This is a genomic window from Streptomyces sp. NPDC031426, from assembly GCF_055581585.1.
Genome location: NZ_JBVIJE010000002.1, coordinates 191,423 through 212,588 on the forward strand (window position 1 = coordinate 191,423; position 21,166 = coordinate 212,588).

The following is a 21,166-nucleotide window of genomic DNA, read 5'->3' on the forward strand; positions in this document are numbered from 1 at the left end:
TACTCGCCGGTCCTCGGACAGCGCAGTACGTCGGTGAACCCAGGGAGCGCAGATGACCCCTCCGGACACGTCCGGCCTGGAGGCCGCTCTGAGTGCCGAGGTGGACGGCGAGGTCCGCTTCGACGCCGGCAGCCGCGGCGCCTACGCCACGGACGGCTCCAACTACCGGCAGGTCCCCCTGGGCCTCGTCGTCCCCCGCACGGTGGAGGCAGGCGCCCGGGCGCTGTCGGTGTGCGCACGCTTCGACGCCCCCGTCCTCTCCCGGGGCGGCGGCACCAGCCTGGCCGGACAGTCGACCAACACCGCCGTGGTGGTCGACTGGAGCAAGTACTGCACCCGGCTGATCTCCGTCGACCCCGAACGGCGCACCTGTGTGGTGGAACCCGGGATCGTCCTGGACGAACTGAACCGTCAACTCGCCCCGCACAAGCTGCAGTTCGGACCGAAACCCGCCACACACAGCCACTGCGCGCTCGGCGGGATGATCGGCAACAACTCCTGCGGCGCCTCCGCGCAGGCCTACGGCAAGACCGTCGACAACGTCCGGGGTCTGGAGATCCTCACCTACGACGGACAGCGCACCTGGACCGGCCCCACCCCACCCGACGAGCGCGCCCGCATCGCCGCCGCCGGCGGCCGGCTCGCCGAGCTCTACGGCGGCCTCGACCGCATCGCCGGCGAGTACCTCGCCGACATCCGCCGCGGCTACCCCAAGATCCCGCGCCGCGTCTCCGGCTACAACCTGGACTCCCTGCTGCCCGAGAACGGCTTCGACGTGGCCAAGGCGCTCGTCGGCAGCGAGAGCACCCTGGTCACCGTCCTGCGCGCCGAACTCGACCTCGTCCCGGTGCCGCCGTACCAGTCGCTGCTGGTCCTCGGCTACGACGACATCTGCGCCGCCGCCGACGACGTACCCCGCCTGCTGGAGCACTGCTCGCCCAGCCAACTGGAGGCGCTGGACGACCGCATGGCGCAGCTGATGCGCGAGGAGGGCGCCTACCTCGACTCGCTCGCCATGCTGCCCGAGGGCGACAGCTGGCTGATGCTGCAGTACAGCGGCGACAGCCAGGAGGACGTGGACGAGCAGGCGCACGCCCTGCTGCGGGCCGTCGGCCGGGACGAGAAGGACCGCGGCATCGCCTTCTCCGACAACCCCGAACGCGAGCAGAAGATGCTCAGGGCCCGCGAGGCCGGACTCGGCGTCACCGCGCGCCCGCCGGACGACCGGGAGACCTGGGAGGGCTGGGAGGACTCCGCCGTACCGCCGGAGCGGCTCGGCGACTACCTGCGCGACCTGAAGGGCCTGTTCGACGAGTTCGACTACGACAGTCCGACCCTGTACGGCCACTTCGGGCAGGGCTGCGTCCACACCCGTATCCCCTTCGACCTCAGGACCGCCCACGGCGTGGCCGACTTCCGCGGCTTCGTGGAGCGCGCCGCCGACCTCGTCGTCTCCTACGGCGGCTCGCTGTCCGGCGAGCACGGCGACGGCCAGTCCCGTGGCGAACTGCTCACCCGTATGTTCGGCGAGCGGCTCGTGACCGCCTTCGGCGAGCTGAAGGCCCTCTTCGACCCCCGGGACCGGATGAACCCCGGCAAGATCGTCCGCCCCAACCCCGTCGACGGACAGCTGCGGCTCGGCCCCGGCTGGCGGCCGGCCACGTCCCCGACCCACTTCGGCTTCCCCGAGGACGAGCACAACTTCAACCGCGCGGTGCTGCGCTGTGTCGGCATCGGCAACTGCCGCAGCCACTCCGGCGGCGTGATGTGCCCCTCCTACCGGGCCACCATGGAGGAGGAGCACTCCACCCGCGGCCTGGCCCGGCTGCTGTTCGAGATGCTCGGCGGACACGCCGACTCCGCGATCGAGGACGGCTGGCGCTCCACCGCCGTACGCGACGCGCTCGACCTGTGCCTGGCCTGCAAGGGCTGCAAGTCAGACTGCCCGACCGGCGTCGACATGGCCACCCTCAAGGCGGAGTTCCTCGCCCACCACTACGAGGGCCGGACACGCCCCGCCGCGCACTACTCCATGGGCTATCTGCCGGTCTGGGCCCGGCTCTCCCGTATCGCCCCCGCCCTGGTCAACTCCGCGCTGCACGCGCCCGGCCTCGCCCGCGCGGGCAAGCGGCTGGCGGGCGTGGACGGCGCCCGCTCGGCACCGGTGTTCGCCGAGGAGTCCTTCCTGCAGTGGTGGCGGGCCCAGGGACGCGAGCAGCCGGACCCGGCCGACCCGCGCACCGTCGTGCTGTGGCCCGACACCTTCAGCACCTACTTCCACCCCGCGATCGCGAAGTCGGCCGTACGGGTGCTGCAGGACGCGGGCTTCCGTGTCGCCGTCCCCACCGAGCCGGTGTGCTGCGGTCTGACCTGGATCTCCACCGGCCAACTGCCTGTCGCCAAGAAGGTGTTGACCCGCACCCTCCAGGTGCTGCGCCCCTACCTGGAGGCGGGCACCCCCGTCATCGGCCTCGAACCCTCGTGCACGGCCGTCTTCCGCGCCGACGCCCCCGAACTGATGCCCGCCGACCAGGACGTGCGGCGGCTGGCCGGACAGGTCCGCACTCTCGCCGAACAGCTCGTCCACCACGCCCCCGAGACCTGGCGGCCACCGCAGCTCGCCCGGCAGGCGACCGTGCAGACCCACTGCCACCAGCACGCCGTCATGAAGTTCGAGGCCGACGAGGAACTCATGCGCCGCGCCCACCTGGACGCCGACATCCTCGACGAGGGCTGCTGCGGACTCGCCGGCAACTTCGGCTTCGAACGCGGCCACCACGAGGTCTCCATGGCCGTCGCCGAACTGGGCGTCCTGCCCTCCGTGCGCGCCGCCGCACCGGACAGCCTGATCCTCGCCGACGGCTTCAGCTGCCGCACCCAGATCGAGGAGGGCGGCACCGGCCGCCGCGCCCTGCACCTCGCGGAGGTCCTCGCGCTCGCCCTCGACGGCAACCTGCCCAGCGACCACCCGGAACGCCTGGCCGACCGCCCGCCCGAGCCCTCGCGCACGGCCCGCTGGGCGACGACGGCGACCGTTGCCGGACTCGCCGCCGGCGGCGTGGTGCTCGGGGCGCGGCGGCGGGCGTGAGGAGGCGAGCCGTGAGCGACCGGCCGACCGTAGACGACGTCGACACCGCCGTCTACACGGTGCCCACCGACGCCCCCGAAGCGGACGGCACCCTCTCCTGGGACAAGACCACCCTCGTCCTGGTCACCGTGCGCTCCGGCAGCACCACCGGCCTCGGCTACACCTACGCCCCTGCCGCCACCGCCCACGTCGTCCGCGAACTCCTCGCCGGCACCGTCAGCGGCCTGCCGGCGCTCGACGTGCCGCGCGCCAACGAGCGCATGTGCCGCGCGGTGCGCAACGCCGGACAGCCCGGCGTGGCCGCGCAGGCGATCGCCGCCGTCGACATCGCCCTGTGGGACCTCAAGGCCCGCCTGCTCGAACTGCCCCTCGTCGACCTGCTCGGGGCGGCCCGCGACGACGTGCCCGTCTACGGCAGCGGCGGCTTCACCACCTACGACGCCGAGCGTCAGGACCGCCAACTGCGCGGCTGGGCCGAGGAGGAGGGCATCCCCCGCGTCAAGATCAAGATCGGCGAGTCATGGGGCAGCCGTGAGGGCCGCGACCTCGAACGGGTCGACCGGGCGCGGGCGAGCGTCGGCGACGGGGTCGAGCTGTACGTCGACGCCAACGGCGGCTACACCGGCGGGCAGGCAGCGCGCATCGGCGCCGCCCTCGCGCACCGGGGCGTCACCTGGTTCGAGGAACCGGTCTCCTCCGACCATTTGACCCTGCTCGCGGACCTGCGCGGCCGCCTCCCGATGGACGTCACCGCCGGCGAGTACGGCTACACCCTGCCGTACTTCGAGCACATGCTGGCCGCCGGGGCCGTCGACTGCCTCCAGGCGGACGTCACCCGGTGCGGCGGCATCACCGTCTGGCTGCGCGTCGCCGCGCTCGCCCACGCACGCGGGATCGAGATCTCCGGCCACTGCGCACCACACGCCCACGCCCATGCCGCCGCGGCCGTGCCCAATCTGCGCCACCTGGAGTGGTTCCACGACCACGTCCGCATCGAGCGGCTCTTCTTCGACGGCGTGCTCGACCCCGGCGGCGGCAGCATCACGCCGGGCGCCGACGGGGCACCCGGACTGGGACTGACCCTGGTGGAGGAACGGGCCGGGCCCTGTCGGACGGAGTGAAGACACTGGATGAAGTCACCGTGTGGGAAAGGAAGAAGACCATGCCCTCGACCGTCGTCATCACCGGTGCCAGCGCCGGGATCGGGCGCGCCACCGCCCGTCTGTACGGCCGGCGGGGCGCGAACGTCGTCCTGGTCGCGCGCGGCGAGGGCGGACTGCGGGCGGCGGCGGACGAGGTCGCGGCCCTCGGCGGACGCCCCCTCGTCCAGCCGGCCGACGTGGCGGACCAGGCCCAGGTCGAGGCCGTCGCCGAAGCCGCGGAGAAGGAGTTCGGCCCGGTCGACGTGTGGATCAACTGCGCCTTCGCCACCGTGTTCGCGCCGTTCGACGAGATCACCCCCGAGGAGTTCCGGCGGATCACCGACGTCACCTACCTCGGCTTCGTCAACGGCACCCGCTCGGCCCTCAGGCGCATGCTGCCCCGCGACCGGGGCACGATCGTGCAGGTCGGCTCGGCGCTCGGGGAGCGGTCGATCCCGCTGCAGTCGGCGTACTGCGGCGCCAAGCACGCCATCAACGGCTTCACCTCCGCCCTGCGCACGGAACTGCTGCACCGAGGCAGCCACGTCCATGTCACCGTCGTCCAGCTGCCCGCGGTCAACACCCCCCAGTTCGAATGGGTCCGCTCCCGGCTCTCCCGGCACCCCATGCCGGTACCGCCGATCTACCAGCCGGAGGTCGCCGCCCGGGGCGTGGTGCACGCGGCCGACCACCCGCGCCGCAAGCAGTACTACGTCGGTGCCAGCACTGTGGCCACCATCTGGGCCAACCGGCTCGCTCCGGCCCCGCTCGACCGCTACCTCGCCCGCACCGGTTTCGACTCCCAGCAGACCGACCGCATCCCGCCCGCCGGACTGGACAACCTCTTCGCACCGGTGGACCAGGACCCCGCCGAGGACCAGGGCGCCCACGGCTCCTTCGACGACAGCGCGCACCCCCGTTCCTGGCAGCAGACCCTGGTCCGGCACCCCGCGGCCACGGCCCTCGGCGCGGGCGCCGCGCTGCTCGGCGCCGTTCGCGGCCTGCGCCGGCTGAACTCCCGCGCCGCCTAGGCTGAGGGCGTGCGCCTGCTGCTCACGTCCGACACCCATCTGCCCAAGCGCGCCAAACGGCTCCCCCAGCCGCTGTTGGCCGAACTCCCGCACGCGGACGTCGTGTTCCACGCGGGCGACTGGGTCGACACCGCCACCCTGGACCTGCTGGAGGGCCGCAGCCGCCGGCTCATCGGGGTCTACGGCAACAACGACGGACCCGAGCTGCGGGCCCGGCTCCCCGAGGTGGCGTACGCCGAACTGGACGGCCTGCGCTTCGGTGTCGTCCACGAGACCGGCCCCGCCCAGGGCCGCGAGGCCCGCTGCGCCGCCCGCTTCCCCGGCCTCGACGTCCTGGTCTTCGGCCACAGCCACATCCCCTGGGACACCACCGCCCCGACCGGCCTGCGCCTGCTCAACCCCGGCTCGCCGACCGACCGGCGCCGCCAGCCCCACTGCACGTACATGACCGCCGTGCTCGCCGACGGCGTGCTCAGCGAGGTGACCGTGCACCGGTTGCCGCAGCGGTAGGGAGTTGCCCGTCACCGGCGGCGAGCAGTGAGCCTCCGCCGCGCCCGTCGTAGCAGCCCGGCCGTCGCCCATGCCAGTACGGCCACCGCCGCCGCGGCCGCCGCCCGTTTGGCCACCGGCAGACCTGCCGTGCGCAGGAGGTCCAGCGGCTCCGGCTCCGGCTCCTCCCACAGCTGCGGTTGCTCCTCGGCGGCAGGAGTGGGTGCCGGCTCGGACAGGCGGTCCGCCAGGCAGGTCGCGAACTGGCCCACCAGGCGCTCGCCGACCTCCGCCAGCACGCCCCGCCCGAACTGCGCGGGGCGGCCGGTCACGGTGAGGTCGGTCCGCACCGACACCGCCGTGCCGCCGCCGTCGCGTTCGGTCAGGGTGCCGGTGACCGTCGCCCGGGCCGTGCCCTGTCCCCGGGTCTCCCGGCCGCTCGCCACGAGCACCATCCGGTGTGCCGCCCCGTCCTGCTCCTCGAAGACCGCCGTGCCCCGGTAGGTCACGGTGACCGGGCCGACCTTGACCTTCACCGAGCCGGTCACGGTCTTGCCGTCGTAGTCCTCCACCACCGCGCCCGGCAGACAGGGCGCGACCCGTTCGATGTCGAGGAGTGCGTGCCAGGCGTCGTCGACCGGCACGGGGACGGTGAACTCGTGGTGCAGTTCCATGACAGGCTCCTTCCGGGCTCTTCAGCCGGGGGGCGGGTGGATGGCTCCGGCGGTGGTGGTCAGCGGCGCGCCGCTGCCGCCCCAGCGCAGCGCGACGATCTCGGCGGCGACGGAGACGGCGACCTCCTCGGGCGTACGGGCCCCCAGGTCCAGCCCGAGCGGTGAGCGCAGCCTGGACAGTTCGGCCTGGGTGAGGCCCGCCTCCGCGAGCCGTTCGAGGCGCTCCTGGTGGGTCTTCCGGCTGCCCATCGCGCCGATGTAGGCGGCCGGGCGGCGCAGGGCCTCCTCCAGCAGCGGCACGTCGAACTTCGGGTCGTGGGTGAGGACGCAGATCACGGTGCGGTCGTCGGTGTCCGTGCCGGCGAGATAGCGGTGCGGCCAGTCCACCACGACCTCGACGGCCCCTGGGAACCGTTTGGGCGTGGCGAAGACCGGTCGGGCGTCGCACACGGTGACCCGGTAGCCGAGGAAGTCGCCGATCCGCGCCACGGCGGCCGCGTAGTCGATCGCGCCGAAGACCAGCATGCGCGGCGGCGGCGCGAACGACTGCAGGAACACCGTGACGGCGTCCTCGCGGCGCTCGCCGTGCGGCCCGTAGTGCCGCAGGGCCGAGGCGCCGAGCGCCAGTTCGCCGCGCGCGTCGGCGGTGACGGCGACGTCGAGGCCGCTCGCGCCGAGCGTGCCCGCCGCCCGTTCCGGCCAGACCGCGAGCGTGGCGCCGCGCGGCGCCGGTCCGTCCACCACTGTGGCCACGGTCACCGGTTCGCCGCCGGCGACCGACGCGGCGACCGCGCCGAACGCCGGGTCCGACTCCGGCGTCACCGGCCGTACCAGCAGGGTGATCTCGCCGCCGCACGTCAGCCCGACCGCGAACGCGTCCTCGTCGCTGTAGCCGAAGGTCGCAAGACGCGCCTCGCCGCTCGCCACGACCTCCTGGGCGAGTTCGAACACCGCGCCCTCCACACAGCCCCCGGACACGCTCCCCACGACCTCGTCGTCCGGACCCACCGCCATGGCGGCACCGGGGCCGCGCGGCGCGCTGCGGCTGACCGAGACGACCGTGGCCAGTCCGAACGGCGTCCCGGCCGCGTGCCAGTGCGCCAGCGCCGGCAGGATCTCACGCACCGTCCGCTCCTCTCACCGGGCCCGCGGCGCCACCGGCACCGCGCACCACCGCCGCCAGCCGCTCCAGCGCCGCCAGGCTGTGCCCCGCGACGAAGGCGTCCACACTGGGCAGCGCCGCCGCCATCCCGGCCGCCAGCGGTGCGTAACCGGGGCGGGCCTTGCGCGGGTTCGCCCAGACCACCTGGTGGGCCAGGGCGTGCAGCCGGCGCATCTGCTGCCCGAGCAGCTCCGGATCGCCGCGCTCCCAGCCGTCCGAGAGCAGGACGACGATCGCGCCGCGCGCCATCCCGCGCTGCCCCCAGCGGTTCAGGAACTCGCGCACCAGCTCGCCGAGCCGGGTGCCGCCGCGCCAGTCGGGGACCGCCGCCGCGACGGCCGCCATCGCCAGGTCGGGGTCCCGGTGCGAGAGTTCGCGGGTCACCCGGGTCAGCCGGGTGCCGATGGTGAACACCTCCGTGCGGCCCGTGCGCACCGCCGCGTGCGCGAACCGCAGCAGCGCGTCGGCGTACGGCGCCATCGAGCCGCTCACGTCGACGAGCAGCACCACCCGGCGTGGCCGCTCCACGCGCGCGTGCCGGTGCAGCCGGGCCGGTTCCCCGCCCCGCCGCAGCAACTCCCGTACGGTGCGCCGCGGATCGACCTCACCGCGCCGGGCGGGCTTGCGCCGCGCCGAGCGCCGCGCCTGACCTTCCAGGGCGAACGCGGCGAGCAGCCGGCGCAGTTGGTCCCGTTCGGCGGGGTCGAGCGCGGCGAAGTCGCGGTGCCGCAGTACCTCGGCCGAGCTGGCGAGCGCGGCGACCGGCGGCCTGGGCGGGTCACCCTCGCCCGGTGTACGCGGTCCCGCGGGCGCCTCCCGGGCGACCAGTCTCTGCCGCGGCGGGGGCGCGGCAGGCACCGGCCGGCGGGCCTGCTCGTCGGTGGCGCCGAAGTACGCGGCGAACACCCGCTCGTAACGCTCCAGGTCGTCGTGCCCGCCGCACAGTGTCGCGCGCCCCGCCCAGTACACATCCGCCCGCACCCCCGGCCGCAGGGCGGCCACCGCCCGCAGGAAGGCGTGCAGCCGCTCGGTGCTCGCCTCGACCCCTGCCGCGCGCAGCGCCCGCACGAAACCGAGCAGCACGGCGTCGGCCCCGAGGCGTTCGGCGTCCGCCTCCCGCGGGCGGTCCGTCCCGTTCCCGGTCGTGCCCACCGCCCTCACCCGCCCCGGGCCGCGAGGACCGCCGCGAGATCGAGCCCCCGTGCCCGGTCCGTGTCCTCCCGGTACTTCAGCACCGAGCCCAGCGTCGCCACCGCCAGGTCCGCGTCCACCTCGCTCGCCCCCAGCGCGTCCAGGGCCTCGGCCCAGTCCAGGGTCTCGGCCACCCCGGGCGGTTTGATGAGGTCCGCGTCCCGCAGCGCCTGCACCAGCGCCGTCACCTGCTCGGCCAGCCGCGCCGACACCTGCGGCAACCGGCGGCGCACGATGGCCAGTTCACGGGCGAAGGAGGGATGGTCGAACCAGTGGTACAGGCACCGGCGTTTCAGCGCGTCGTGCACCTCGCGGGTGCGGTTCGAGGTCAGCACGGCGACCGGCGGGCGCTCGGCGCGCAGCGTGCCCAGCTCCGGGATGGTCACCGAGTACTCGGACAGCAGCTCCAGCAGGAACGCCTCGAACTCGTCGTCGGCCCGGTCGATCTCGTCGACCAGCAGCACCGACGGCTGGGTCTGCAGGGCCTGGAGCAGCGGCCGGGCGATGAGGAAACGGCGGTCGTACAGCTCGCTCTCCAGCCGGTCCGCGTCCGTGACCCCGGCCGCCTCGGCGGCCCTCAGATGCAGCAGCTGGCGCGGGAAGTCCCAGTCGTACAGGGCCTGCGAGGCGTCGATGCCCTCGTGGCACTGCAGCCGGATCAGCGGCGCGCCGAGCGCCCCGGCGAGGGCGGCGGCGAGCGCGGTCTTGCCCACGCCCGCGTCGCCCTCGCAGAACAGCGGCCGGTGCAGCCTCAGGGCCAGGAAGCAGGTGACGGCCAGCCCTTCGTCGACGAGGTACCCCGTCTCCTCCAGGCGGGCCCGCACCTGCTCCGGGTCGTCCATCGTGATGATCGGCGCTCACCCCATTCCGGTGGCGGTCAGCACCGCCCGCCTGGTCAGCACCCGCGCCAGATGCCGCCGGTACTCCGGCGAGGCGGACAGGTCCTGCGCCGCCCGCGTCCCGTCCGCCGCAGCCTCGGCGGCCCGGGCCACGGCCTCCGGGCCGTCGGCACCCGCCAGCGCCTCCTCGGCCGCGGTCGCCCGGAGCGGGGTCGCCCCCATGTTGGTCAGCCCGACGCGTGCCTCGGCGATCCGCCCGTCGTCGCGCCGTACCAGTGCGGCGACGCCCACGACGGCCCAGGACTGGGCGACCGGGTGGAACTTCTCGTAGTGGAAGCTCCAGCCGTCCGTCTTCGGGATCCGCACCTCCAGCAGCAGTTCGTCGTCGGCGAGCGCCGACTGCAGGTAGTCCACGAAGAAGTCCCGCGCGGCGATGGTGCGGCGCCCGGCGGGACCGGCCACGACCAGTCCGGCGTCCAGGGTCAGCGCCACCGCGGGCAGGTCACCGGCCGGGTCGGCGTGGGCGAGCGAGCCGCCGAGGGTGCCCCGGTGCCGGACGGCCGGGTCGGCCACCGTGGCCGTCGCCTGCGCGAGCAGCCCGGCGTGCCGGCGCACCAGCGGGTCGTGCACCACCTCGTGGTGCGTGGTCATCGCGCCGATGACGAGCGAGTCGCCGTCCTCGCGGACCCCGCGCAGCTCGGGGATCCGGCCGACGTCCACGAGCAGCTCCGGGAAGGCCAGCCGCAGCCGCAGCAGCGGCACCAGGCTCTGCCCGCCGGCCAGCACCTTCGCCTCGTCGCCCGCGTCGGCGAGCGCGTGCACCGCGTCGTCGACGCTGTCCGGACGGGTGTAGTCGAACGCGGGGGGAATCATGCCGAACCCTCCTCACCCGGCCGACCGTACTGACCCAGCTCGCCGGACCGGGCCGCCTGCCCGGACTGCCCCGACTGCGCGGGCCCCGTCCCGCCGGGCCCGCCGGCCGCACCGGACCGCGCCTCCCGGATCGCCTGCCACACCCGGTGCGGGGAACACGGCATCCGCACGTCCCGCACCCCTAGCGGCCTGAGCGCGTCCACGACGGCGTTGACCACGGCGGGTGTCGAGGCGATCGTCCCCGCCTCGCCGACGCCCTTGACACCGAGGGCGTTGGAGGCGGCCGGTGTCTCCGTCCGGTCGGTGACGAAGTCCGGCAGGTCGGCCGCCGACGGCACGAGGTAGTCGGCCAGGGTGCCGGACAGGAGGTTGCCGTCGTCGTCGTACACGGCCTCTTCGTACAGCGCCTGCGCGATGCCCTGCGCGAGCCCGCCGTGCACCTGGCCCTCGACGATCATCGGGTTGACGACCCGGCCGACGTCGTCGACGCAGACGTACGACCGGATGCGCGTCCGCCCCGTCTCCGTGTCCACCTCGACCGCGCACAGGTGGGTGCCGTGCGGGTAGGAGAAGTTCTCCGGGTCCACGACGTGCTCGGCGTTGATGGTGGGCTCGACGCCGTCGGGCAGGTCGTGGTTGGTGAAGGTCTCGAAGGCGATCTCCTGGATGGTCCTACGGGCCTCGGGCGAGCCCTTCACGGAGAACACGCCGTCGCTGAACTCCAGGTCCTGCTCGCTGGCCTCCAGCAGGTGGGCGGCGACCTTCCGCGCCTTCTCGACGACCGTCTTCGCGGCCCGGTGCACGGCCTCGCCGCCGACGGCCAGCGACCGCGAGCCGTAGGTGTCCATGCCCTGCGGGGCCGCCTTGGTGTCGCCGTGCAGCACCTCGACGTCCTCGAAGGGCACGCCGAGCACGTCGGCCGCGATCTGGCTCCAGCAGGTCTCGTGGCCCTGCCCGTGCGGGCTGGTGCCGGTGACCACCTCGACCTTGCCGGTGGGCAGCATGCGGATGCTCGCCGCCTCCCAGCCGCCGGCCCCGTACCTGAGGTCGCGCAGCACCCGGCTTGGCGCCAGCCCGCACATCTCGGTGTACGTCGACACGCCGATGCCGAGCCGTACCGGGTCGCCGCGCTCGTTGCGCCCCCGCTGCTCGGTGCGCAGGTCGTCGTACCCGAACAGGGCGAGCGCCTTGTCGGTGGCCGCCTCGTAGTTGCCGCTGTCGTAGGTCAGTCCGGCGATCGAGGTGTACGGGAACTCCTCGTGCCGGATCCAGTTCCGGCGCCGCAACTCCACCGGATCCAGGCCGAGTTCGGCGGCCAGCTCGTCCATGATCCGCTCGATGGCGAAGGTCGCCTCGGGGCGCCCGGCGCCGCGGTAGGCGTCGGTGGGCGTGCGGGTGGTGAACACCCCGGTGCAGGTGAAGTCGTAGGCGTCCATCTTGTAGATGGCCGGGTACATGAAGGCGCCGAGGATCGGGATGCCCGGGGTGACCAGCATCAGGTAGGCGCCCATGTCGGCGAGCAGGTCGACCTTCAGGCCGAGGAGCTTTCCCTCGCGGGTGGCGGCGATCTCGACGTCCTGGATCATGCCGCGGCCGTGGTGGGTGGCGAGCGCGCCCTCGGAGCGGGACTCCGTCCACTTCACCGGCCGGCCGAGCTTGCGGGCGACCGCGAGCGCGAGGGCCTCCTCGCCGTACACCTGGAGCTTGGAGCCGAAGCCGCCGCCCACGTCCGGAGCGACGACCCGGAGCTTGTGCTCGGGGATCCCGGTGACCGTGGACAGCATGATCCGCAGGATGTGCGGGATCTGGGTCGCCGAGTAGAGCGTGTACTCGCCGGAGGCGGCGAGCGGGGTGACGACGACCGCGCGCGGCTCCATCGCGTTGGGGATCAGCCGCTGCTGGTGGTAGCGGCGCTTCAGCGTCACCTCGGCGCGGTCCCGCACCGCCGCGAAACTCTCGCCGGTGGCGAGCGGCCAGGTGTAGCAGCGGTTGGTGCCCTTGTCGGCGTGGACCAGCGGGGTGCCTTCGGCGAGTGCGGCCTCCAGGTCGAGGACCGGGGGCAGCGGGTCGTAGTCGACCTCGATCGCCTCCAGGGCGTCGGCGGCCGAGTACCGGTCGCGGGCCACCACGACCGCGACCGGGTCACCCGCGTAGCGGACCTCGTCGACGGCGACCGGCGGGTGCTCGGGCAGCACGATGTCCTCGGTCACCGGCCAGGCGCAGGGCAGCGAGCCCAGCCCCTCGGCGAGGTCGGCGCCGCTGAACGCCGCGACGACACCGGGGCGTTCGCGGGCGGGGGAGACGTCGACGCGGGTGAGGCGGGCGTGCGCCATCGGGCTGCGCAGGATCGCGAGGTACAGCAGTCCGGCCACCTGGATGTTGTCGGTCCAGTTGGTCTGGCCGGTGATCAGCCGGGCGTCCTCCTTGCGCAGCCGGCGGCGCCCGACCTCGCGTTCGACGGCCTGGCCGGTCATGCCGAGACCTCCTCGGCAGCCGCATGAGTGGGTCGTCCGGACGCGGCGAGCACCGCGCGGACGATGTTCTGGTAGCCGGTGCAGCGGCAGAGGTTGCCCTCCAGGCCCTGCCGGATCTCGTCCGCGTCGGGATGCGGGTTCTCGCGCAGCAGATCGCGCGCGGCCATGATCATGCCCGGGGTGCAGTAACCGCACTGCAGGCCGTGCTGTTCGTGGAAGGCGCGCTGCAGTGCCGTCCACTCGCCGTCCTGGGCGAGCCCCTGGATCGTGGTCACCGTGCAGCCGTCCGTCTGCACGGCGAGCACCGAGCAGCTCTTCACGCTGGCTCCGTCCAGGTCGACCGTGCAGACGCCGCAGTTGGAGGTGTCGCAGCCGATCGTGGTGCCGGTGAGACCGAGGCGGTCGCGCAGGTAGTGGGCGAGGAGAAGACGGGGTTCCACATCGTCCTCGTACGTCGTGCCGTCCACGTTCACCGAGATGCGGGTCATGTGCCCTCCAGACCGTGCGGGAGAGGGTTTTCAGCCAGGGATCTCCAGCCATCGGACGTGACGTACGTCACCCTACGACCGCACCCTGGTCACGGCGAGTGCTGGGACCGGCATTTGTTGAGCGTTAATCCATTGCTGCCGGGTGCCGGTGTCTGCTGCACTGCGCGGTACCCGTCGTCACACAGAGAGGATCAGCGATGCGCGCTGCGTGCATGTCCGCCCAGGAAGGAATCCGCCCCGTGCCGAAGGACATCACGCTCAGTGCATCTGCTCAATCTCGGAATTCTCGCGCATGTCGACGCCGGTAAGACCAGCCTGACCGAACGGCTGCTGCACACCGCCGGAGTGATCGACGAGATCGGCAGTGTCGACGCCGGCAGTACCACCACCGACACCCTCGCGCTGGAGCGGCAGCGCGGCATCACCATCAAGTCCGCCGTCGTCTCCTTCCCGCTCGACGGCGTCACCGTCAACCTCATCGACACCCCCGGCCACCCGGACTTCATCGCCGAGGTCGAGCGGGTGCTCGGCGTGCTGGACGGCGCCGTGCTGGTCGTCTCGGCCGTCGAGGGCGTCCAGGCGCAGACACGGGTGCTGATGCGCACCCTGCGCCGGTTGCGCATCCCCACGCTGATCTTCGTGAACAAGATCGACCGGCGGGGCGCACAGGGCTCCGCCGTGCTCGACCAGATGACCCGCAGGCTGTCCGTACCGCTCGTCCCGATGGGGGAGGCCACCGCACTCGGCACCCCCACCGCCCGTTTCGTCCCCGGCCTCGGCCCGGCCGCGCTGGACGTGCTCGCCACTTACGACGACGACCTGCTCGCCGCCTACCTCGACGGCGGGGTGTCCGACGCCCGTCTGCGCACCGCCCTCGCCGCCCAGACCCGGCGCGCGCTGGTCCATCCGGTGTACTTCGGCTCCGCCATCACCGGAGCGGGCGTGCCCGAACTGACCGCCGGCATCGAGCACCTGCTGCCCGCCGCCGGTGGGGACCCGTCCGGCCCCCTGTCCGCCACGGTCTTCAAGGTCGAACGCGGCCCGGCGGGCGAGAAGGTGGCCTACGCCCGCATCTTCTCCGGCACCCTCCACATCCGGGACCGGGTCCCGTTCGGGGACGGGGGAGAGGGGGCCGACCTGGCCGACGGTCGGTTGAAGGGTGGGGCTGACGAGGGCCGGGGGGAGGGGCGGATCGCGGGGGAGGACGGGAGTGCCGGCGGTCGGTTGGAGGGCGGGGCCGCTGGAGGCCGGGGGGAGGGCCGGGGTAGCGACGGTCGGTTGGAGGGTGGGAGTGCCGGCGGCCCGTCGGCAGGGCCAGGTGCCCGGCGCCGTACCGAGGGGCGCGTCACCGGGCTCAGTGTGTTCGAGTGCGGCACCGACGTCCGGCAGGACCGCGCCGGTGCCGGGCGGATCGTCAAGGTGTGGGGGCTCGGCGGTGTGCGGATCGGTGACGCGATCGGGCGGCCGGGGAGGGCGTACGCGCACCACTTCGCGCCGCCCACCCTGGAGACCGTCGTCGTGCCCGGTCCCGGCGCCGACCGGCGCTCGCTGCACCTCGCGCTCACCCAGCTCGCCGAGCAGGACCCGCTCATCGGGGTCCGGCACGACGAGTTGCGCGGGGAGACCTCCGTGTCCCTCTACGGCGAGGTGCAGAAGGAGGTGATCCAGGCGACCCTCGCCGAGGAGTACGGCCTGGTCGTCCGCTTCCGCGAGACGACGACCCTGTGCATCGAACGCCCCGTCGGCACCGGACACGCCGTGGAGTTCAACAAGAAGGACGCCAACCCGTTCCTCGCCACCGTCGGTCTGCGCGTCGAGCCCGCACCGCCCGGCTCCGGGGTGGAGTTCCGCCTGGAGGTGGAGCTCGGCTCGATGCCGTACGCCTTCTTCAAGGCCGTGGAGGACACCGTCCGCGAGACGCTCGGTCAGGGACTGCACGGCTGGCGGATCCCCGACTGCACGGTCACCATGACCCACTCCGGCTATTCGCCCCGGCAGAGCCACGCCCACCAGGGCTTCGACAAGAGCATGTCGAGCACCGGTTACGACTTCCGGTGCCTGACCCCGCTGGTCCTGGCCGAGGCGCTGCGCCGGGCGGGCACCCGGGTGCACGAGCCCATGCACCGCTTCCGGCTTCAGGCCCCCGCGGACACGCTCGGCGCGCTGCTCCCGGTGCTGGCCCGGCTGGGCGCCGTACCGGAGACCACCGGGGCACTCGGCGCTGCCGTCGCGCTGGAGGGCACGGTGCCGGCCGCCCGGGTGCACGAGCTGGGGCAGCGGCTGCCCGGACTCACCCGGGGCGAGGGCGAGCTGGAGACCGCGTTCGACCACTACGCGCCGGTCACCCGCGGCACGGTCCCGGAACGGCCGCGCACCGACCAGAACCCGTTGAACCGGAAGGAGTACCTGCTCAACGTGACACGCCGGGTGGGAGATCGAGCAGCGAACTGACTGATAGTCAACTTACTCAAGAGTCAGAAGGTGTTGACGCTGTCCGGACATCGCCGGACTGTAGTGGACATGCCGAATATTCGGATGCGTCTGCTCGTTGTCCTGGTCGTCCTCAGTGGATTCCTGACGGTGGCGGGCCTCCCGCCCGCCACCGCCGCGACCCCCGCCATCTCCTCCGCCCTCCCCACCGACTCCCTCTGGTTCGACGGCGCCCCGCTCACCGCGCAGGGCGGCCGCTTCACCGACGGCCAGGGGCGCGAGATCGTCCTGCGCGGCTACAACGTCTCCGGCGAGACCAAGCTGGAGGAGAACGGCGGCCTGCCCTTCGCCTCCATAGCCGACGCCCGGAAGTCCGCGGCCGCGCTGCGCGCCCTCGGTGGCGCGAACACCGTGCGCTTCCTGTTCTCCTGGGCGCACACCGAACCCGTGCGAGGCCAGGTGGACACCGGCTACCTGGCCGCCGTCACCGAGCAGTTGCGCGCCCTCCTGGACGCGGGCATCCGTGTCTTCCCCGACTTCCACCAGGACCTGTACTCCCGCCACCTGTTCAACAGCGGCAGCTGGTACACGGGCGACGGTGCGCCCAAGTGGGCGGTGGACGCGGGGAGTTACCCGGCCGAGTCGTGCGGCATCTGCCTCTTCTGGGGCCAGAACATCACCCAGAACGCCGCCGTGCGGCAGGCGCAGTACGACTTCTGGCACAACACCTACGGCCTCCGGGACGCCTTCCTCGCCACCGCGCAGGCGGCCATGACCTACCTCCGACAGCACCTGAACGCCGCCGAGTTCGCGGGCATCGCCGGGTTCGACCCGTACAACGAGCCCTATGCCGGCAGTTACGACTCCGGGCAGACCTCCCGCACCTGGGAGAGGGACCTCTTGTGGCCGTTCTACGAGAAGTTCCGCGCCCGCATGGACGCCGCCGGCTGGCAGGACAAGCCCGCCTTCGTGGAGCCCAACCTGTTCTGGAACGCCAACATCTCCACCCAGAAGCAGGAGGGCGGCCTGCTGGACGCGGGCACGCTCGGCCCGGGTTATGTCTTCAACACCCACTTCTACGACCAGAAGGCCATCTCCGGCATCCTCATGTGGGGCAAGGCGGCCGACGGCCAGTACGCCTCCGACTTCGCGACCGTCCGCGACCGCGCCGCTGCCGCCGGCACCGCGGCCGTGGTCAGCGAGTTCGGCCACCCCTTGTCCGGCACGGTCTCCGACAAGGCGCCGACCGTGCTGAAGGCCATGTACCAGGCCCTCGACTCCCGCCAGCCGGGCGCGAGTTGGTGGACGAACCCCGCCGCCTCCGGCCCGGTGCTCTCCGGCACCCAGTGGCAGTGGGACCTCTACAGCGGCCGGCATCACGAGCTGATGAACGGCAACCCCGACAAGGTGCTCAGTTCTGGCGACGCCTGGAACGACGAGGACCTCTCCGCCGTACGCCTGGACGACTCCGGGAACGTCACCCTGCGCCAGGACGCCAGGCTGCTGGACCGTCTCTACCCGAGCGCCACGGCCGGTACGGCCCTCGCCTTCACCTACGAGGACCGCTCCCGCGACGGCTCCACGACCCTCACCTGGAACCCGGTGCCGTCCTCGCTGCCGAACGTGGCGAAGCTGGTGGGCTCGGGCCGGTACGGGTTGCTGGTGTGGCGCTCCGGCGACGGCAGCGCCCCCACCGAGCTGCACCTGCCGGCGTCCTTCCCCACCGCGTCCACCACCGTGGTCTCCGACCTGGGCACGGCCCACGCCCCGCCCGCCTACACCGGCGCCGCCACCCCGGTCGCCGTCGCCCCCGAGCCGGGCGGCACCGGCAGCCGCCGCCTGCTGCTCACCGACACGGACTCCGGCGCCCTGCACTACGCGCTGGTGACCGACGGGGCCGGCGCGCCCTCGGCGGACCTGCTGAGGGCGGCGAAGTCCGAGCTGGACGCGTGGGCGGCGGCGCACTTCTGAGGCCTGGTGAGCAGGAGCCGTACGGCCCCCGGGAGGAGTGGGGTCACCCCGGGAGCCGTACGGCGCTCAACTCCCCGCCGGACCCGTCCAGTCGGCCTGGACGTGCCCCAGCCGGACGCGCTGCGGATGGTCGCCGACCGGCACGGACAGCACCTTCTGGCCGGTGGCGAAGTCGATGGCCGTGACCTGGTCGGCGCCGGCCTCGGAGATGACGCAGTCCTTGCCGTCGCCGCTCACGGTCGCCCAGTACGGCGTGGCGGCGGTGATCAGCGGGCCGACGTCGAAGGAGGCCCGGTCGACCACGGTGGCGTAGTTGTCCATCGTCCCGGCGACACACAGCTTGGTGCCCTCCGGGTTCATCGAGATGCCGTGGTGGCGCGAGTCCAGCAGCCAGGTGGTGCGGTCCGGGTTCGTCGCCGGGTTCTCCGGCAGGGTCTTCACCCGGGTGATCTTGTCGGCGGCGACGTCGTACTCCAGGAAGCCGTTGAAGAACGACACCTGGAAGTACAGCTTGGACCAGTCGGGGGTGAAGGCGGCGGGCCGGACGGCGTCGGAGAAGTCCTTCAGCCCGATCGCGTCCAGCCACTGCCGCATGTCGATGGTCCTGACCTGCTTGAACGTCGTCGCGTCGACGACGGTGATGTGCCGGTCGCCCTTCGTCCAGTCCCAGCCCGGAGCGTCGAGGGAGGTGGTCACCTCGCCGATGGACATGTTCCAGATGTACTTGCCGCCGTTGGTGAAGAAGTTCTCGTGCGGCTTGTCGCCGGTGTCGAACTCGCCCAGCTCCTTACCGGAGTCGATGTCGAGCACCTGCACCTTGTTCGCGGTCGAGGCGGAGACAGCGACCCGGGTGCCGTCGGGCGAGACCGCCATGTGGTCGGCGCGGTAACCCGCCACCGGGAAGCGCCAGTTGATCCTGTCGGTGGCCAGGTCGATGGACACCACGTCGGCGAAGCTGGGCCGGGAGACGACCAGGGACCTGCCGTCGGGCGTGGAGTACATGTCGTCCACGTACTGGTCGTGTCCCTCGCCCACCTGGTTGCGGATGGACGTGTAATAGATCCACTTGATCGGGTCGGCGTTGATCTCGGCCAGCCGCGCCGCCTTGTCGGGGACGACGTTGATCCGGCCGATCTTCGCGAAGTCGCCGGAGGACTTGATGACATCGGCGGTGCCGTCCCAGTTGTTGCCGACGAACAGCACCTCACGCAGGCCGTCGGAGGCGCCGCTCGCGGCGGACGCGGCGGTCGCCGGGCCGGCGACGGTCAGGGCGAGGGCGGCGGCCACGGAGCACAGGTGCCTGGTTCTGGAGGCAGGCATGACTGCTCTCCTTCCTCGGGGGGGTGTGCGGGGAATCTGAACACGGGCGCATTCACAGTGAACTTACTGAAAAGTAAGGAACGGGTGGGCTGCTCGACAAGATGTGTGCACGACAAGATTGGGTGACCGGTGGCGGACGGAGGGGGAACACGTGGCGGGCAGGCTCAAGGCGCCGACGGGCCGCTACGGCGGCAGATCCGCCGAGGAACGGCAGGCCGAGCGGCGCAGGCGGTTCCTGGACGCGGCCCTGGAACTGTTCGGCGGCACCCCCGGCTACCGGGGCACGACGGTCGCCGCGCTGAGCCAGGCCGCCGGCCTGTCGACCCGCCAGTTCTACGAGGAGTTCCGCACCCTGGAGGACGTCCTCGCCGCGCTGCACCTCCAGGTCAACGGCTGGGCCGAACAGGCGGTGCTGGACGCCCTCGCCACGGCGGACGGCCTGCCGCTGGCCGAGCGGGCCGGCGTGCTCTTCCGGGCCTACGCCCGCGACGTCACCTGCGACCCGCGCCGCATCCGTATCACCTTCGTGGAGATCGTCGGCGTCAGCCCCCGCCTGGAGGAGCAGCGGCTGGCCCGCCGGGCCCGCTGGATCGACCTCATCCGCGCCGAGGCGGACGCGGCCGTGGCGCGGGGGGAGGCGGCGCCCCGCGACTACCGCCTCGCCGCGACGGCCTTCATCGGCAGCGTCAACGGCCTGCTGCACGACTGGAGCGCCGGCTGGGTGGACGCCACGCTCGACGAGGTGGTCGACGAGCTGGTGCGGCTGTTGCTCGGCATGCTCCGGCCGGAGGGCTGGCGGCCCCGGGGCGGGTGACCGGGCAAGGGCGTCCGGGCCGCGGGCCGGTGCCGGGGCCGTGGAGCGAGGCCGGCACGGGTCCGAGGGCTCGACGCGCGCGATCGGCCCGGAGCTGGTGTGCTGGACCTCAGGCCTGTCGTACCCGTTCTCCGGAGAAGCGCATGAGTACGTATCGAGTCGCGCAGGTGACCGCTCCGAACGGCACGTTCGAGCTGGTCGAACGAGAGGTGCCGCAGCCCGGGCCGGGCCAGGTGAGGATCGCCGTGGAGGCGTGCGGGGTCTGCCACAGCGACGCCCTCTTCGTGAGCGGCGGACTACCGGGCGTGACCTTCCCCGAGGTGCCCGGGCACGAGATCGCCGGGCATGTCGAGGAACTCGGCCAGGGCGTGCTGGAAGGGAGCTGGAAGGTCGGTGACCGGGTGGCGGTCGGCTGGTTCGGCGGCAGCTGCGGGCACTGCAAGCCCTGCCGGCAGGGCGACTTCATCGTGTGCCCGAACCTGAAGGTCCCGGGGTGGGCCTACGACGGAGGCTTCGCCGAGAAGGTGATCGCGCCCGCCGACGCCCTCGCCCGGATCCCGGAAGGCCTGTCGGCGACCGATGCGGGACCCATGGCCTGCGCGGGCGTGACCACGTTCAACGGGCTGCGGCGCAGCTCCGCCCGGCCGGGAGACCTGGTCGCCGTGCTCGGGCTCGGTGGTCTGGGGCACCTGGGGGTGCAGTACGCCGTCGCGATGGGCTTCGAGACCGTGGCGATCGCCCGGGGCGCGGAGAAGGCCGACTTCGCCAAGCGACTGGGCGCCCACCACTACGTCGACAGCACCTCCGGCACGCCGGTCGCCGAGGCACTGCAGTCCCTCGGCGGCGCCCGGACCGTGCTGGCCACCGCCGGGAACTCCGACGCCATCACGGCCACCGTGGACGGGCTGGGCCCCCGCGGTGAGCTGGTGGTCATTGGAGCCGACACCGCGCCGATGGGCGTCAATCCGGCCCAGCTGCTGATGGCCGCGCGCGTCGTGCGGGGCCACCCGTCCGGCACCTCGCAGGACGTCGAGGACACCATGGCCTTCAGTACCCTGCACGGCATCCGTCCGACGACCGAGACCGTGCCGCTGGACGCCGCCGGCGAGGCCTACCAGAAGATGCTCGCCGGCAAGGCGCGCTTCCGGATGGTCCTCACCAACGGCTGACCCCTGAGGGC

At 72.9% G+C, this 21,166-nt stretch carries 16 protein-coding genes; 8 read left to right on the forward strand and 8 right to left on the reverse strand.

Features of this window, described 5'->3' with window-relative positions; genetic code table 11:
- Window positions 1–52 precede the first annotated feature (52 nt).
- Genes ACZ5NH_RS03905 through ACZ5NH_RS03920 form a run of 4 tightly spaced genes read left to right on the forward strand, consistent with a single transcriptional unit; the run spans window position 53 to window position 5,771 of the window.
- Window positions 53–3,088 (forward strand): FAD-binding and (Fe-S)-binding domain-containing protein, encoded by a 3,036-nt coding sequence (locus ACZ5NH_RS03905; protein ID WP_468772844.1) that lies wholly within the window; start codon window positions 53–55, stop codon window positions 3,086–3,088.
- A gap of 11 nt (window positions 3,089–3,099) precedes the next feature.
- Window positions 3,100–4,209, forward strand: a complete 1,110-nt coding sequence (locus tag ACZ5NH_RS03910) for an enolase C-terminal domain-like protein (protein WP_468772845.1) — start codon at window positions 3,100–3,102, stop codon at window positions 4,207–4,209.
- A gap of 41 nt (window positions 4,210–4,250) precedes the next feature.
- A complete protein-coding gene (locus ACZ5NH_RS03915) occupies window positions 4,251–5,261 on the forward strand; it encodes an SDR family oxidoreductase (RefSeq protein WP_468772846.1) in 1,011 nt (336 codons plus the stop codon).
- Window positions 5,262–5,270: 9 nt separating this feature from the next.
- A complete protein-coding gene (locus ACZ5NH_RS03920; RefSeq protein ID WP_468772847.1) occupies window positions 5,271–5,771 on the forward strand; it encodes a metallophosphoesterase family protein in 501 nt (166 codons plus the stop codon).
- Between the two features lie 11 nt (window positions 5,772–5,782).
- Here ACZ5NH_RS03920 and ACZ5NH_RS03925 read toward each other — a convergent pair whose 3' ends face one another.
- From ACZ5NH_RS03925 to ACZ5NH_RS03955, 7 genes are read right to left on the reverse strand one after another with little or no spacing between them, the layout of a single operon-like run.
- On the reverse strand, window positions 5,783–6,424 hold the full coding sequence (locus ACZ5NH_RS03925; RefSeq protein ID WP_468772848.1) for an SRPBCC family protein: 642 nt from the start codon (window positions 6,422–6,424) through the stop codon (window positions 5,783–5,785).
- A gap of 21 nt (window positions 6,425–6,445) precedes the next feature.
- The gene (locus ACZ5NH_RS03930) at window positions 6,446–7,549 is read right to left on the reverse strand and encodes an XdhC family protein (protein ID WP_468772849.1); all 1,104 of its coding nucleotides are present in this window, start codon (window positions 7,547–7,549) and stop codon (window positions 6,446–6,448) included.
- On the reverse strand, window positions 7,542–8,738 hold the full coding sequence (locus tag ACZ5NH_RS03935; RefSeq protein WP_468772850.1) for a vWA domain-containing protein: 1,197 nt from the start codon (window positions 8,736–8,738) through the stop codon (window positions 7,542–7,544). Before ACZ5NH_RS03935 ends, ACZ5NH_RS03930 begins: the two co-directional genes overlap by 8 nt.
- Before the next feature lie 5 nt (window positions 8,739–8,743).
- Window positions 8,744–9,619: an AAA family ATPase gene (locus ACZ5NH_RS03940; RefSeq protein WP_451557878.1), complete on the reverse strand. Its 876-nt coding sequence runs from the start codon at window positions 9,617–9,619 to the stop codon at window positions 8,744–8,746.
- Between the two features lie 15 nt (window positions 9,620–9,634).
- Complete coding sequence (locus ACZ5NH_RS03945; protein ID WP_468772851.1) at window positions 9,635–10,489, reverse strand: FAD binding domain-containing protein; 855 nt, start codon at window positions 10,487–10,489, stop codon at window positions 9,635–9,637.
- On the reverse strand, window positions 10,486–12,963 hold the full coding sequence (locus tag ACZ5NH_RS03950; RefSeq protein ID WP_468772852.1) for a xanthine dehydrogenase family protein molybdopterin-binding subunit: 2,478 nt from the start codon (window positions 12,961–12,963) through the stop codon (window positions 10,486–10,488). Before ACZ5NH_RS03950 ends, ACZ5NH_RS03945 begins: the two co-directional genes overlap by 4 nt.
- Complete coding sequence (locus ACZ5NH_RS03955) at window positions 12,960–13,451, reverse strand: (2Fe-2S)-binding protein (protein WP_388625454.1); 492 nt, start codon at window positions 13,449–13,451, stop codon at window positions 12,960–12,962. Before ACZ5NH_RS03955 ends, ACZ5NH_RS03950 begins: the two co-directional genes overlap by 4 nt.
- 261 nt (window positions 13,452–13,712) lie before the next feature.
- Between ACZ5NH_RS03955 and ACZ5NH_RS03960 the strand changes: the two genes are divergently transcribed.
- Both ACZ5NH_RS03960 and ACZ5NH_RS03965 read left to right on the forward strand, forming a co-directional pair.
- Window positions 13,713–15,902 carry a GTP-binding protein gene (locus tag ACZ5NH_RS03960; protein WP_468772853.1) on the forward strand — a complete coding sequence of 730 codons (2,190 nt, stop codon included), beginning with the start codon at window positions 13,713–13,715 and terminating at the stop codon, window positions 15,900–15,902.
- 69 nt (window positions 15,903–15,971) lie between these two features.
- Window positions 15,972–17,852, forward strand: a complete 1,881-nt coding sequence (locus ACZ5NH_RS03965) for a cellulase family glycosylhydrolase (protein ID WP_468772854.1) — start codon at window positions 15,972–15,974, stop codon at window positions 17,850–17,852.
- Window positions 17,853–17,918: 66 nt separating this feature from the next.
- On the opposite strand, the gene ACZ5NH_RS03970 is transcribed toward ACZ5NH_RS03965, so the two are convergent.
- The gene (locus tag ACZ5NH_RS03970; protein WP_468772855.1) at window positions 17,919–19,172 is read right to left on the reverse strand and encodes a YncE family protein; all 1,254 of its coding nucleotides are present in this window, start codon (window positions 19,170–19,172) and stop codon (window positions 17,919–17,921) included.
- Window positions 19,173–19,323: 151 nt separating this feature from the next.
- Between ACZ5NH_RS03970 and ACZ5NH_RS03975 the strand changes: the two genes are divergently transcribed.
- Window positions 19,324–19,986: a TetR/AcrR family transcriptional regulator gene (locus ACZ5NH_RS03975; RefSeq protein WP_468772856.1), complete on the forward strand. Its 663-nt coding sequence runs from the start codon at window positions 19,324–19,326 to the stop codon at window positions 19,984–19,986.
- 143 nt (window positions 19,987–20,129) lie between these two features.
- Window positions 20,130–21,155: an alcohol dehydrogenase gene (locus tag ACZ5NH_RS03980; RefSeq protein WP_468772857.1), complete on the forward strand. Its 1,026-nt coding sequence runs from the start codon at window positions 20,130–20,132 to the stop codon at window positions 21,153–21,155.
- Window positions 21,156–21,166 lie beyond the last annotated feature (11 nt).

What these genes read in the sequence shown, in the direction of transcription:
- ACZ5NH_RS03970 (WP_468772855.1), bottom strand. Translation starts at nt 19,172, where the DNA reads ATGCCTGCCTCCAGAACCAGGCACCTGTGCTCCGTGGCCGCCGCCCTC.
- ACZ5NH_RS03955 (WP_388625454.1), bottom strand. Translation starts at nt 13,451, where the DNA reads ATGACCCGCATCTCGGTGAACGTGGACGGCACGACGTACGAGGACGAT.
- ACZ5NH_RS03945 (WP_468772851.1), bottom strand. Translation starts at nt 10,489, where the DNA reads ATGATTCCCCCCGCGTTCGACTACACCCGTCCGGACAGCGTCGACGAC.
- ACZ5NH_RS03915 (WP_468772846.1), top strand. Translation starts at nt 4,251, where the DNA reads ATGCCCTCGACCGTCGTCATCACCGGTGCCAGCGCCGGGATCGGGCGC.
- ACZ5NH_RS03950 (WP_468772852.1), bottom strand. Translation starts at nt 12,963, where the DNA reads ATGACCGGCCAGGCCGTCGAACGCGAGGTCGGGCGCCGCCGGCTGCGC.
- ACZ5NH_RS03940 (WP_451557878.1), bottom strand. Translation starts at nt 9,619, where the DNA reads ATGGACGACCCGGAGCAGGTGCGGGCCCGCCTGGAGGAGACGGGGTAC.
- ACZ5NH_RS03905 (WP_468772844.1), top strand. Translation starts at nt 53, where the DNA reads ATGACCCCTCCGGACACGTCCGGCCTGGAGGCCGCTCTGAGTGCCGAG.
- ACZ5NH_RS03965 (WP_468772854.1), top strand. Translation starts at nt 15,972, where the DNA reads ATGCCGAATATTCGGATGCGTCTGCTCGTTGTCCTGGTCGTCCTCAGT.
- ACZ5NH_RS03925 (WP_468772848.1), bottom strand. Translation starts at nt 6,424, where the DNA reads ATGGAACTGCACCACGAGTTCACCGTCCCCGTGCCGGTCGACGACGCC.
- ACZ5NH_RS03980 (WP_468772857.1), top strand. Translation starts at nt 20,130, where the DNA reads ATGAGTACGTATCGAGTCGCGCAGGTGACCGCTCCGAACGGCACGTTC.